Genomic DNA, 14325 nt, shown 5'->3' on the forward strand with positions numbered 1-14325 from the left:
CAACTCCGACGCCAACTCCGACGCCAACTCCGACGCCAACTCCGACTCCGACTCCGACGCCGACTCCGACTCCGACACCAACGCCGACTCCGACTCCGACTCCGGTCGCCGATGTGAACACCGTGCCGATCGTCGTCGATCGGACGATGGGCGAGACCAACATGCTCTACGTGAGCGCGACCATATGCATCCCCGGCTCGCAAGGCAGCACCCAATGCTCGACCGTCGATCACATGTTGCTCGACACCGGCTCGGTCGGCGTGCGCGTGATGGCCAGCGCGTTGGGTTCTACGGTAGCGTCCCGCCTGCCGGCACAGAGCGGCGCATCCAACGATCCGACGGGAGGCGCTCCAATTGCCCAGTGCGCAACTTTCATGGGCGGCTACACGTGGGGCTCGATCAAACGTGCCGACGTGACAATCGGAGGCAAAACAGCGGGCAATCTGCCAGTCCAGGTGATTGGCGACGGCGCATATGCCATACCGGCGGCGTGCAATTCCCGCGGCGTGATCGACCTCAATACAGCAGCCGCGCTTGGCGCCAACGGCGTGATCGGCATCGGCCATACGGCGCGCGATTTCCCGCTTGCAGCGCAGCAAGTATTGCCGGCGGTCTACTACTACTGTCCCTCCACGGGCTCCTGCACGAGCACGCGCGTACCGCTCGACACGCAAGTCATGAATCCTGTCGCCGACTTTACCTCCGACAACAACGGCACCATCATTCGTTTGCCGGCATTGCCCGCAGACGGTCAGGCGACGGCCACGGGCGAACTCGTGTTCGGCGTCGGGACGCGTCAGAACAATTCGCTGTCGTCAACGGCGAATATCGTGCCGGTGGATCAGAACGGCTTTTTCACAACCGTCTACAAGGGAAATACGCTCACTGGCGTGTTTGACAGTGGCACGAATGTGTATAACTTTCCGGATTCCACTATTCCCTACGCGGGCGATTGGTACACACCGTCGCCCTCTCTTAGCCTGTCCGCCATCTTGAAGGCCACTAGCGGAGCCGGAACACCTGTTACGGTGCCGTTCTCGGTCGGCAATGGGCTCAGCTTGCGGGCAAACCTGAACGCAGCCTACGATAATCTCGGCGCGAGATATTCCGGAGGTTTCATGTGGGGCCTACCATTCTTCTTCGGCCGCAATGTGTACACGGTGCTGCAAGGCGCCAAGATCGGCACGCAGTCCGGGCCGTTCGTCGCTTTCTGACCTCGACAGCCATACGTGCGTAATCCGTGGCATGAGGTCGGCGTTTCGCAGCGTCGGCCTCATGTCATGGAAAGCGCCATGCGCGCCCGTCACGGCACGCCCTAGCAGATCATCCGTCTCCCCTGCCGGCAACGTACTCAATGCAGGATTCCCGTGTTACTGGGGACAACTACAAACATCCCCCAAGCATGTAACTGTAGTGTGCAGTGATATCAACCTACAGGAAGGGTCCATTTCGCTAACGAAAAATCGCTCGATTTTCGCGTCGTCCACCGCTGTCTTGGCTGTTACCCTGGCGTAAAAGGTTCTCCCGTAACTGGTGCTGCGCCCCGAACAGGTAGCGGGCACTCCATCCAACAGTGTGGAAGAACAGTCAGGCGAAACCATTGATGCTGTGTCACCTTCAGTCTCCAGCGTTACGACATCTTTTGATGACCCCGACCTGAGGGTAAAGGTTGTAGTCGTCCCAGGAAGTGGAATGCGCAGACCTCTCACCGGACTAGGCGGGACGGTGATCGAAAAATACACTACGTCCCCCTTTATTAGCGGAAACCTCACTCCGTAGTCATAGTCAGTAATATCGGTGATCAAAAGTGCAGCGACGCTAACAGGGAGCGACGTGGTGCTGACTGCCCCATTCGCGTCGGTTGTGGTCAATGTAATCTGGTACACCCCAGGAAAGTCATAGTCCACTACCGGATTGGTGGAACGCGAAACGACCGTCGCAGCCTTTCTGTCACCGAAATTCCAGCTCCATGACCGGATTGGGACGCCACCCCGCGCCGTAGACAGGTCTTTGCAAATCAATTGCATAAGGTTCGGGCTTTGCGTGCATGTGAAGTCCGCTGCCGCTGGTAGTTTTCCAGACTTCGCAGCCTTTACCGCCGCAGTCGCATCGACAATCCCCGGGCCAATCTGTTGATCCGGTTTTTGGGGCGTAAATGGCTGTGCGGTTTGCTGTATGAGCGACCGCATTTCCGCAACGGTTAGCTGCACAGGGGCAATGGATTGCACCAGTGCGGCCACGCCGCTGACCATCGGCGCGGCCTGTGATGTACCACCCAACAGGCCGTAACCCTCGGCACCAGGCGCTGTCTTCCCATCGTTATAGGTGGACCATATGTTATTGCCTGGCGCTGCAATATCAACGGTCGGGCCGAAGTCTGAACTCACCCATTTGGTCGAATCGGCGTTAATGGCGCCGACCGTAATAACGTTACGACAGTTAGCGGGTTGAACCTTCGCGGCGTCGGTTGAGTAATTGCCCGCGATCACGACAACAACGGTCCCTTTACTGGTTGCATAGTCGATAGCATCTTGCAGCGACCGTTGGCAGTCCCCCTACGCATAAAGACTTATGTTTATCACCTTCGCGGGGTTTCGATTGACAGGTGCATCCGACACGACTCCGCCCGCAGCCCATGTAATACCGTCCGCCATATCGGACATCAAGCCGCCGTCGCAGTTTTTGACCGTCCGTACAGAGACCATCTTGGCGGCTGGTGCAATTCCGGCAATACCCCTACCGTTGTTTGTCACTGCGGCCATGATGCCCGCGACGTGCGTTCCATGCCACGTTACGTTGCAGTTCTCTCCGGTCTTATTGGCCGATTGCGTGCCGTCTCCTCCTCGGTTGCTATAGGAGCCGCTAGTAAATTCGTAGCCTGGAAGAACGTTCGGGTTCAAATCGCTATGACTTGTAATACCGCTATCCACCACACCGATTACCACCCCTGCGCCGGTCGCTATGTCCCATGCACCTTCCGCGCGGATCCCCGCTGTGGTCGTTACTGGCATCTGATTCGAACTCAGAGCCCATTGCTTGCTGTATAGGGGGTCATTGGGCGACGACCCTATGGTCATCACGGTGTCTGGTTCGACGAACTCAACGTTAGGGTCCGAAGCGATAGCACGCATGAATGCCTTCACTTCATTTCCTTTTAGTTTGCGCTCCGTAGTGACGACGTTTGAGCCACGGCCCATGCGCCGCAGATAGTGCGCCTTCGAGAGGAAGGAACCCGCAAGCCGGTCGAGTCTTGACTGCACCGCCGTCGTTGAGCCACTTTCATCAGTGCCGTCCTTGTACTTGATGATGAAACGATCAACAGAGGCGTCTGCGCCCAGGCTGCTAGTGTTCATCTTCAGGGAAAGCGTCAACGGTGTAGCTGGGTTCGCCGCCGCCAGTGATGCTGTTTGTTCGAGCGTTTGCGGCTCTTTCGAATGGTGCGCTGCCTGTTCGGTTGTGTCGCCAGTGCCACTTCCGCCGCACGCGCCAAGCGCGAGAGAAAGGAAAACACCGGCAAGACCCGCCACAACGCAGCGTCGCTTTTCTGTTGCGCCACTAACGCGAAGCGGACCACTTTCTAATCGCAGACCCTTCATTGTTTTACGTCTCGTAGCCCACATAATTCTTATTCCTGAGTGAGATTTTTTTCCGGATGTCTCCTGCTCCGTCACGCGGTGCGATGCTGTGAAAGTGCGTCTCTTCCCTAACTTTTTGTGCATTTTTCTGTATAGGTTATGTTTATGTAACTGAAATATTCGTAGTGTTCACGAGCCTAAGCAGAGGTATCCAGAGGAACAATCAGCCTTATCCAGTCATGACCAGGAAATTTCCCCGTGATGACGAGGACTTTGCGAACGGGAGACACAATAAAAAAGGCGCAATTGCTCGCGCCTTCTCTTATCTGCTGAACCGCTCCGTTGCTACTAGGGTACTGTGTCGACGTCGTAGAGCGAACGTGAATCAAACAAGGGGTCGGCGTCTCATAGACGACCTCTTACCTTGCAAGCCGGCTTGCCATCAAAAAAACACCGTCCCGCCCGCCCCTACTCCATCTCCTTCAAAACCCCCGCCGCCGTGCTGAAGATCTCATCAATCTGCTCCTCTTCAATAATCAGTGGCGAGAACGCCAGAATATCCCCGGTATAACGCGTCAACATGCCCTTCTCGAAACACCGCACGAACACATCATAAGCACGCGCCCCGGGCGCTCCAGCGCGCGGCGCCAATTCCACAACGCCAATGAGTCCGAGATTGCGCACATCGATCACATACTTTTCGCCGCGCAGCTTATGAATCGCGTTCTAGAAGATCGGCGCCATCCGCGCAGCGCGTTCGAACAACCGCTCGCGCTCATACAGGTCAATCGCCGGGCGTATGCCGCGCGATTTTCGTCGCTGCTTCGAAAGCCTTCGGATGGCCCATCTGGAAGGTCGGTGCGAAATCCATTTTGGCCGCTTGGGCCTGCACAGCGGCCACGATTTCGTCGCGGCAGTGACCGGCGTTGACGCACCACAGCCCAGCTGTACCGTCGAGAATGCGCCGACCATCGTGCGACGTGTAGTGGATCCCCTTCGCGCTCGACAGCAGCCGCAGCGCGCTCTTGAACTGACGGTTCGCGGTAAAGGACATCCAGAAAGCGGACATATCGGGTGGATTGACGCTGGCGCGCTCATTCATATCGTCTCTCCTCGTGAGTGTGCGGTCCTTCAGCGTAGGCAGAGCGCTACCCATGCACAAAGGGGCGGCAGTGATGCACCGCTCACGCCCGCTGGCCGATGGACACGCTTCGTTGCGGCGCGACACGCACCTGAACGAGGCGCGCGCCCTACTGTTGCACCAATTTCGCGCCGCGTTCCGCATAACCGACACGACGCACCCCCGCGTCGCACCATGCAATTGCCGGACTTCAAGTCGAAATTACTGCATGGCATGTGCCTTGCAGTACACAAGCGGCAAGTCATGCGGGACAAGCCCTGCTGGCTGAAATCGACGCCCATAAAACATTCACCATCAATGGCAAGGGGAAACACATGAAACGTCGTAGTCTGTTGAAGTTCGGCTCCATGTCGGGCGCATTGGCGCTTGCAGGTCAGGTTCCGTTTGCTCAGGCGCAATCGAGCAGCGGCCCGATCAAGGTAGGCGTTCTACATTCCCTCTCTGGCACGATGGCGATCTCGGAGACATCGCTCAAAGACACTGCGTTGATGACCATCGCGGATATCAACAAGAACGGCGGCGTCATGGGCCGCCAGTTGCAGCCGGTGGTCGTGGACCCGGCGTCGAACTGGCCGCTGTTCGCCGAAAAGGCGCGCCAGCTGATCACCCAGGAAAAGTGCGCGGTCGTGTTCGGTTGCTGGACCTCGGTGTCACGCAAGTCGGTGCTGCCGGTGTTCGAAGAGCTGAACGGCCTCTTGTTCTATCCGGTGCAATACGAAGGCGAAGAAATGTCGCGCAACGTGTTCTACACCGGCGCCGCACCAAATCAACAGGCGATTCCGGCCACCGAATATCTGATGAGCACGGAAGGCGGCGGCGCCAAGCGCTTCTTCCTGCTGGGCACCGACTATGTGTACCCCCGCACGACCAACAAGATCCTGCGCGCGTTCCTCACGTCGAAAGGCGTGCAGGAGGCCGATATCCAGGAGGTCTACACCCCGTTCGGCCACAGCGACTATCAGACCATCGTCGCGAACATCAAGACCTTCTCGCAGGGCGGCAAGACCGCGGTGATCTCGACCGTCAACGGCGACTCGAACGTGCCGTTTTACAAGGAACTGGGCAACCAGGGGCTGAAGGCGTCCGACGTGCCGGTCGTCGCGTTCTCGGTGGGCGAAGAAGAACTGCGCGGCATCGATACGAAGCCGCTGGTCGGCAATCTCGCGGCATGGAACTACTTCATGTCGCTGCGCAACCCGACCAACGAGAAGTTCAAGAAGCAATGGGCTGCATGGGTCAAGGACAACAACTTGCCGGGCGGTACCAAGCGCGTGACCAATGACCCGATGGAAGCGACCTTCGTCGGCATCCATATGTGGAAGCAGGCCGTCGAGAAAGCAAAGAGCACGGAGGTGGACAAGGTGCGCGTGGCGATGGTCGGCCAGACGTTTGCGGCGCCGTCGGGCTTCACGCTCGAAATGGACGGTAATCACCATCTGCACAAGCCGGTGATGATCGGCGAAGTGCGCGCCGACGGTCAGTTCAACGTGGTGTGGCGGACCAAGACCGCGATTCGCGCGCAGCCGTGGAGCCCGTTCATCGCCGGCAATTCGAGCAAGCCGGATGTGGTCAGCTCGATTCCCGCATTCCTGAAGCGCTCGCGCGTTGCCTGAGTCTGCATCTGGACAGAGCCGTGGCTAACACCACCGCGGCTCTGCCCCGCAGGACATTGCAAGACGCAAGTCAACGGCGCGGCGTCGGTGCAGTACACCGATGCCGCGCCGCCCCGCCGGTTTTCTTCAAAGGCCATCATGGCGTTTTCATTTCCGACATTCGCACGGAGCAGCATCGGCGGCCTCGCGCTTGCGCTCGCGCTGGTCAGCACGCCACTTGCCGCCTTCGCGCTCACCCCGGCCGATGTCGCACCGCTCGCCGGCGATGACTTCGACGCGAAATCCGCGGCAATCGACAAACTGATTGCCAACCACGACAAAGAATCGCTCGCGATCCTCAAAGCCCTCTCCGAGGACAGCGCGCTCGCTACCGACTCCGGCGGCGTCGTCCTGCAAGACGGCGACACCGCGCGCGATGCGGTCACCGGCAAAACGGTCGCCGCGGGCGACGCGCAACCCGTGACGCTGAACAACCTGCTGCGCTCGAAAGTAGCGGGCGCACTTTCAGGCCTGCAACTCGATTCGCCCGACGCCGCCACACGCGACGCCGCCATCACCGCGCTGTTGCAAAACCCTGATCCGTCGATCAAACCGCTCGTCGATGCGGCTCGCGCGAGAGAAACCGACCCCGCGTTGAAGAAACGTCTCGACACGCTATGGGCCATGACGGCGTTGCATGACGCCGACCCGGCCAAGCGGCTCGAGGCGGTACAACTGGTCGCCGCGCGCCACGATCTCGACATGAACGAACTGCTCCGCCCGCTGGTTGCCAAGAAGCCGGACGGCAGCTTCAACGAAGCGGATGATCGCGTACGCGCCGCCGCGCAAAGCGGCATCGACGAACTCGATTCGATCCAGCGTCGCAGCCAGATTGCCGGCACGCTGTTCGCGGGCTTGTCGCTCGGCAGCGTGCTGCTGCTCGCCGCACTCGGTCTCGCGATCACCTACGGGCTGATCGGCGTCATCAACATGGCGCACGGTGAATTCCTGATGATCGGCGCCTATGCCACCTACGTCGTGCAGAACCTGTTCCAGCGTTTTGCGCCGGGTGCGTTCGACTGGTATCCGCTGCTTGCCGTGCCGGCCTCATTCGCGGCAGCCGGGTTAGTCGGCATCGTGCTCGAACGGCTGGTGTTGAAGCATCTGTACGGCCGTCCGCTCGAAACGCTGCTGACCACTTTCGGCGTCAGCCTGATCCTGATTCAGGCGACGCGCATGCTGTTCGGCGCGCAAAACGTGCAAGTGATCAACCCGGCGTGGATGAGCGGCGGCGTGACCGTGTTGCCCAATCTGATCCTGCCGTACAACCGGCTGGCGATTCTCGCGTTCTCGTTGATCGTCGTGGGGATCGCCTGGGCTGTCCTGACTAAAACGCGCCTCGGACTGTTCGTGCGTGCCGTCACGCAGAATCGGCGGATGGCGGCGTGCGTCGGTGTGAAGACCGCGCGCGTCGATTCGTACGCGTTCGCGTTCGGCGCGGGCATTGCAGGTTTGGGCGGCTGTGCGTTGTCGCAGATTGGCAATGTCGGACCCGACCTCGGCCAGAGCTACATCATCGATTCGTTCATGGCCGTGGTGCTCGGCGGTGTCGGCCAACTGGCCGGCACGGTGATCGGCGGCTTCGGTCTCGGGCTCGTCAGCAAGGCGATCGAACCGTTCTGGGGCGCGGTGCTCGCGAAGATCGCGGTGCTCGTGCTGATCGTGCTGTTCATCCAGAAGCGTCCGCAGGGCATGTTCGCCCTCAAGGGCCGAAGCGCGGAGGCATGAGATGACATCTGCAACCTCATCGGCTCACGTCGGCGCAACGGGTGGTGGCGGCGCTGTCGGACGCGACACGCAGCCCGGCTTCGCACTCGGCTTGCCGCCGCGTCCCGCGCTGCTGTCGCGCCGTGCGTGGCTCGCGCTGATCGCCCTGATCATCGTGTTCGGTCTCGGCGTGCCGTTCGCGACCCTGGTGGTGCCCGAGACGAGCACGCTGCATCTGTCCGCTTACGCGATGACGATCACCGGCAAGTTCATGTGCTATGCGATCGCCGCGCTCGCACTCGATCTGGTGTGGGGCTATTGCGGCATTCTGAGCCTGGGACATGCGTTGTTCTTTGCATTGGGTGGCTACGCCATCGGCATGTACCTGATGCGATCAATCGGGCACGACGGCAAATACGGCAGCGATCTGCCCGACTTCATGGTGTTTCTCGACTGGCATCAGCTGCCATGGTATTGGCAAGGCACGCAGCATCTCGGTTATGCGCTGCTGCTGGTGGTGCTGGTGCCCGCCGTTGTCGCGTGGGTGTTCGGCTTCTTCACGTTCCGCTCGCGGGTGAAAGGCGTCTATCTGTCGATCATTACGCAGGCGATGACGTTTGCGGCCATGCTGCTGTTCTACCGCAACGAAACCGGCTTCGGCGGCAATAACGGCTTCACCGACTTCAAGCGCATTGGCGGTTTTCCGATTACTCATCCAGGTACGCGCACTGCTCTGCTGCTCATCACGTTCGCCGTGTTGATTCTGGCCTTCATTGGCGCGCGGGCCATCGTCACCTCGAAGCTCGGCCGCGTGGTCACCGCGGTGCGCGACGGCGAAACGCGTCTGATGTTCCTTGGCTACAGCCCGCTCGCGTACAAGCTTTTTGTGTGGACCGTGTCCGCTATTTTGTGCGGGATTGCCGGCGCGTTGTACGTGCCGCAGGTCGGCATCATCAACCCGGGCGAGATGTCGCCGGGCAACTCGATCGAGATGGCGATCTGGGTCGCCGTGGGCGGACGCGGCACGTTGATCGGGCCGATCATCGGCGCGTTCGCGGTGAATGGCGCGAAGAGCTTTTTTACGGCGAACTTCCCTGAATACTGGCTGTTCTTCCTGGGTCTGATTTTCGTTCTGGTTCCGTTGTTGTTGCCGAACGGCATCATGGGGCTGATCGACATCGTGACGCGCAAGAGGAACCGTTCATGAACGAAAATCCGATGGTTGCAGATCTCGCGTTGCCTGAAGAACCCGCTGAAACCTCGTTGAGCGGCGTCGCGAGCATGGGCCGTGCGGTCGTGCCCGGAGAGATCGACGTGTCGCACGGCACGATCCTGTACCTCGAAGACGTGACCGTGAGCTTCGACGGTTTTCGTGCGTTGAATGCACTGACGCTGACTATCGACGCCGGGGAATTGCGCTGCATCATCGGGCCGAACGGCGCGGGCAAGACGACGATGATGGACGTCATCACCGGGAAGACCGAGCCGGATTCCGGCAAGGTGTACCTCGGGCAGTCGATCGACCTGACGCGGATGAACGAGCCGTCTATTGCTCGCGCGGGCATTGGCCGCAAGTTTCAGAAGCCGACGGTGTTCGAGCAGCATCCCGTGTGGGAAAACCTCGAACTGGCGATGAAGGCCGACAAGGGCTGGTGGGCCTCGTTGCGCGCGCGTCTGGATCGCGAGGCGCAAGCGCGTATCGAAGAAACGTTAGCGCTTATCGGTTTGGAGAGTGAAGCACGGCGGCTTGCCGGCGAACTCTCGCACGGTCAGAAACAACGGCTCGAAATCGGCATGCTGCTGATGCAGCAACCGGCGCTGCTGCTGCTCGATGAACCTGCCGCCGGCATGACCGACGACGAAACCATGCAGCTCGCCGAATTGCTCAATCATCTGCGCGGCACGTGTTCGATGATGGTCGTCGAGCACGATATGGAGTTTGTTGCTGCTTTGTCGGGTGACGCTGGGAAGGTCACCGTTATGGCTGAGGGGCGCGTGCTCGCGCATGGCACGCTTGATGACGTTAAGAGGGATGAGACTGTGATTGAGTCTTATCTTGGGAGGTGAGTGGTTTTTTTTGCCCGCGCGGCGCTTTGTCTGTCTGCCTGCGGTGTTGGGCTTTCCTTGAACTGGATTCTTTGGTCCTTCCTTGAATTGGATTCTTTGGCCCTTCCTTGAACTGGATTCTTTGGCCCTTCCTTGAATTGATATTGGTCTATTAGCGTTGCCCCTGTGCGGGGCGGCACTTACTTTCTTTGCCGCCGCAAAGAAAGATAAGCAAAGAAAGCGGCTCAACCCGCTAGCTCATAAGCGGCCCCCCCGCACAGTCTCGGTAGTGGTGCATCTGGAATCTGTGCCCTCGCATATTCGACGTCAGCGACAAAGCGCTCATCAGCACCCACTCCGCACTGCGTGCGTCGCGGACGGGTTTGCATGGGAAACCAGCCGCTTCGTTCGTGCGTGGTGGGCCATCGGCTTCGCCTCGGCACCGCGCCCAGTTGCTCCATGGACAGTTCGCTAACAAACACAGCGACGTCCAACAATGTGCATGGGCGTGGGAGTGGGAGTGGGAGTGGGAGTGGGTGCCAAGTGAAGCAGTGACAGATTTGAAGATGTGAAATGCGGTGGTGGCCGCCGAGCGTTCGACACCTTTATGCGCTGACAGGAGTAGATGCGAAATGACCCAATGGTGTCATGAAATAAGCTTCGGCGCGCGCAGCGCCGCCGGAAGTATGACGGCCTTGTCACTCGCGCTGAATGTGCGAGAGCACGGATTCCAGATGCTCCACTACCGCGACTGTGCGGGGGACCCGTTATGAGCTGGCGGTGTGAGCGGCTTTCTTTGCTTATCTTTCTTTGCCGCGGCAAAGAAAGTAAGTGCCGCCCCGCACAGGGGCAACGCTAATAGACCAATAAGAAATCAAGGAAAGGCCAAAAAAAAGCCAGATCAAGGAAAGGCCAAAAAACCCAGATCAAGGAAACGCCCACGCCGTAGGCATACAGACAAGGCGCCGCACAGGCAAAACCCGATAGGAACACCCAAATGCTAGAAGTAGAAAACCTGAACCAGTACTACGGCGGCAGCCACATCCTCCGTGATGTAAAACTCACAGTCCCGGACGGCAAGCTCACCGTCCTGCTTGGCCGCAACGGCGTCGGCAAAACGACCCTGCTCCGATGCCTGATGGGCGTCGTCCAGACAAAGAGCGGCTCCATCGCCTGGCGTGGAACGCCAATAACAAAGCTCCCGACCTACTCGCGAGTCGAGCAAGGCCTCGCCTACGTCCCGCAAGGACGTGACATCTTCCCGCGCCTGACCGTCGAAGAAAACCTGCTGGTCGGCGCCGCCAGCAAAAAAGCCCCCAAGAAAATCCCCGACCGCATCTACGAACTCTTCCCAGTCCTGAAAGACATGCGCGCCCGCCGCGGCGGCGACCTCTCCGGCGGTCAACAACAACAACTCGCAATCGGCCGCGCACTAATGAGCGATCCGCAATTGCTCATCCTCGATGAACCCACCGAAGGTATTCAGCCATCCATCATTCAGGACATCGGCCGCACGCTGCGTCAACTCGTCGAGGAAATGAGCATGACCGTGCTGCTGGTCGAACAGTATTACGACTTCGCCAAGGAAATCGCCGACCGCTATTGGGTCATGAGCCGCGGTGAAATCGTCGCGGGCGGCGAAGGCGCCAACATGGACGTGGATGGCGTGCGCGCACTAATCGCAGTCTGAGCCGCATCGGCACGACAAGATGGCAACGCAGCCGTACCCGCAACCCGCAGTGCGCCGACACAGCTACAGCGATGCAGCGGCACAACGCCACCGCGGTTCAGCGGTTCAGCGGTTCAGCGGTTCAGCGGTTCAGCGGTTCAGCGGTTCAGCGATTCAGCGGTTCAGCGGTTCAGCGGTTCAGCGGTTCAGCATGCTATTCTCGCCGCATCCCGTGGCAACCCGGCTCGTCGTTGCCTAACGCTCCGACACGCTACGCACAAAGCAGCTATTACTGCGTCCAATACCGCGCCCACGCGCTCATTCATTCGCACGCCCATCCGCATGTCGCTTCACGAAAACCACGTCACGCTGGCTACCGCGCATCCCACAGCACACTCGCAATGGCGCGCGCGCCTCGAACTCGGCTTCGTCAAGGAGGACGAGCGGACCACGCTCAAGCATCGGCTGCACGAGGGGCCGTTGCGCGTGCAACGACCGCTCTATCCGGAAGGCCACGCGATCTGTCACGCAGTGATCGTGCATCCGCCCGGCGGTATCGCGGGCGGCGATCAACTCGATATCGACGTGTCAGTCGGCGATAACGCTCATGCCGTCATCACCACGCCCGGCGCAACCAAGTGGTACAAGTCCAATGGACGCGCGGCGCAGCAGAATATCGCAGTGCGAGTCGGCGCCCACGCCAGGCTCGATTGGCTGCCGCAAAACAACATCGTGTTCGATCACGCCAACGCCCAACTTCAATTCACGCTGACGCTTGCTGAAGGCGCGAGCGCGATTGGTTGGGATGCGACCCAGCTCGGGCGGCAAGCGGCCGGCGAACGTTGGTCGGACGGCCGTCTGAGTGCCGTGTCGCGGATCGTCGGCGTCAACGGCGAGTTGCTCTGGCTAGAACGTGCCAGCCTGAGCGCGAGCGACCCGCTCCGGGATGCCGCACAGGGGCTCGCCGGTTTCCCGGCTTATGGAACGCTGTGGGCCGTCGGCCCGGCTTGCGACGACGCGCTCGCCGAGACACTGACGGCACAGCTTCCGTTCAACGACTCGATCCGGGCAGGGGCTTCCTGCGTCACGTCAGGCGTGTTGCTCGTGCGAGCGGTGGCACGCTCGATGGAGACGCTGCAGCGGGAGTTAACACAATGCTGGCTCCAGTTGCGGCCCCTCGTGCATCGCGTCGACGCCGTGCCGCTGCGTATCTGGTCTACCTGACGCCCGCACCCGGCGCCCAGCCTTTCGTGGACGGATCCGGACGGTCGATCGCACAAAAGTGTCAATCATGGCCCCGTACACCTGTCAGCTACGTCCCCAGTCCGCGCAACCTGTACTCGCCTCACTGAGGTACGCCTCAAGGGCCGCGAGACAAGCCCGCGCACACTTCGGCGGTTTCCCGAAATCCGTTGAGCAGCCTCAAGCTTTCGCGAGACCGCTAACGCACCAGTCTGGAGCACGTACGCGCTCCAACTCAGTGCATACCCGCTTTCTCGCCGCGCCAGCCGATGCTGCACCGCCATGGCACACACCTTGCATCAAATTCCCCCACGATGTTGCCGCGTCCTGACGGCAGCCGACCGCTTCTCGCCACCACCGCTCATATAACATGACCCGATCGACTCTTCGCCCCGCGCGCCGCGCCTGGCTCGCCGCATTGCTGCTCTCGCCCGTCCTCGCAGTCACGGCGCCCTTGGCTCACGCCGATACGCTCGACAACATCGCCAAGGCAGGCGTGCTGAAAGTCGCGGTTCCCGAAGACTATCCGCCGTTCGGCTCGGTCGGCGCGGATATGAAGCCGCAAGGCTACGACATCGACACGGCCGCCCTGCTCGCGAAGTCGATGAACGTGAAGCTCGAACTCGTGCCGGTCAACAGCGCGAACCGCATTCCGTATCTGCAAACCGGTAAGGTCGATCTGGTGATCTCGTCGCTCGGCAAAACGCCTGAGCGCGACAAGGTCATCGATTTTTCGACGGCCTATGCGCCGTACTATCAGGGCGTGTTCGGCCCCGCCGACATCAAGGTCACCGGCCCCGCCGATCTCACCGGCAAGACGGTCGGCGCCACGCGCGGTGCGCTCGAGGAAATCGGTCTCACGCAAATGGCGCCGAACGCCACCATCAAGCGCTTCGAAGACAACAACGCGACCATCGCCGCGTTCCTGTCCGGCCAGGTGCAGTTGATCGCCGCGGGCAACATTGTCGCCGCAGCGATCCTCGCGAAAAATCCGCCGCGCCGGCCGGAACCGAAGTTCGTCATCAAGAATTCGCCGTGCTTCGTCGGCATGAACAAGAACGAGCCTCGCCTGCAACAGAAGGTCAATGCGGCGATCGCGGCGGCCAAACAGGACGGCACGCTGAATATGATGTCGAAGAAGTGGTTCGGCGCGCCGCTGCCCACCGATCTGTAAGCGTGCCGTTAGCCGGACTTGATACCGTGGCTGGCTTATCCGGCATTGCAGTTGTCATGGACTCATCCCGTGCGCCGCACGCGATCGTGGCCATGACATGCAGCGCCTATCATTTCGCA

General features: G+C 60.2%; 9 protein-coding genes and 2 pseudogenes. 8 read left to right on the forward strand and 3 right to left on the reverse strand.

The features are described 5' to 3' along the window. The first annotated feature begins 113 nt into the window (after positions 1-113). Positions 114-1214, forward strand: a complete 1101-nt coding sequence (locus tag PQR53_RS28160) for a DUF3443 domain-containing protein (protein WP_408461390.1) — start codon at positions 114-116, stop codon at positions 1212-1214. A gap of 156 nt (positions 1215-1370) precedes the next feature. On the opposite strand, the gene PQR53_RS28165 is transcribed toward PQR53_RS28160, so the two are convergent. From PQR53_RS28165 to PQR53_RS28175, 3 genes and pseudogenes are all read right to left on the reverse strand, one after another. Further along, complete coding sequence (locus PQR53_RS28165; protein WP_408461630.1) at positions 1371-2027, reverse strand: PKD domain-containing protein; 657 nt, start codon at positions 2025-2027, stop codon at positions 1371-1373. A gap of 102 nt (positions 2028-2129) precedes the next feature. Then, positions 2130-3719, reverse strand: a pseudogene (locus PQR53_RS28170) (S8 family serine peptidase); the annotation flags it as partial. Between the two features lie 324 nt (positions 3720-4043). Then, a pseudogene (locus PQR53_RS28175) lies at positions 4044-4677 on the reverse strand (aminotransferase class III-fold pyridoxal phosphate-dependent enzyme). Positions 4678-5030: 353 nt separating this feature from the next. Here PQR53_RS28175 and urtA point away from each other — a divergent pair. The 7 genes from urtA (at position 5031) to PQR53_RS28210 (ending at position 14206) form a co-directional block, all read left to right on the forward strand. After that, positions 5031-6329, forward strand: a complete 1299-nt coding sequence (gene urtA, locus PQR53_RS28180) for an urea ABC transporter substrate-binding protein (protein WP_408461393.1) — start codon at positions 5031-5033, stop codon at positions 6327-6329. A 138-nt stretch (positions 6330-6467) separates the two neighbouring features. Further along, positions 6468-8096 carry an urea ABC transporter permease subunit UrtB gene (gene urtB / locus PQR53_RS28185; protein WP_408461396.1) on the forward strand — a complete coding sequence of 543 codons (1629 nt, stop codon included), beginning with the start codon at positions 6468-6470 and terminating at the stop codon, positions 8094-8096. A 1-nt stretch (position 8097) separates the two neighbouring features. Beyond that, complete coding sequence (gene urtC / locus PQR53_RS28190) at positions 8098-9282, forward strand: urea ABC transporter permease subunit UrtC (RefSeq protein ID WP_408461399.1); 1185 nt, start codon at positions 8098-8100, stop codon at positions 9280-9282. Further along, positions 9279-10142: an urea ABC transporter ATP-binding protein UrtD gene (gene urtD / locus PQR53_RS28195; RefSeq protein WP_408461402.1), complete on the forward strand. Its 864-nt coding sequence runs from the start codon at positions 9279-9281 to the stop codon at positions 10140-10142. Before urtC ends, urtD begins: the two co-directional genes overlap by 4 nt. A gap of 976 nt (positions 10143-11118) precedes the next feature. Then, positions 11119-11811: an urea ABC transporter ATP-binding subunit UrtE gene (gene urtE / locus PQR53_RS28200; RefSeq protein WP_408461405.1), complete on the forward strand. Its 693-nt coding sequence runs from the start codon at positions 11119-11121 to the stop codon at positions 11809-11811. 321 nt (positions 11812-12132) lie between these two features. Beyond that, complete coding sequence (locus PQR53_RS28205; protein WP_408461408.1) at positions 12133-13014, forward strand: urease accessory protein UreD; 882 nt, start codon at positions 12133-12135, stop codon at positions 13012-13014. A gap of 388 nt (positions 13015-13402) precedes the next feature. After that, positions 13403-14206: a transporter substrate-binding domain-containing protein gene (locus PQR53_RS28210; RefSeq protein ID WP_408461411.1), complete on the forward strand. Its 804-nt coding sequence runs from the start codon at positions 13403-13405 to the stop codon at positions 14204-14206. The last annotated feature ends 119 nt before the right edge of the window (positions 14207-14325 follow it).

The sequence above is a fragment of the Paraburkholderia fungorum genome, from assembly GCF_046027605.1.
Lineage (GTDB): Bacteria > Pseudomonadota > Gammaproteobacteria > Burkholderiales > Burkholderiaceae > Paraburkholderia > Paraburkholderia fungorum_F.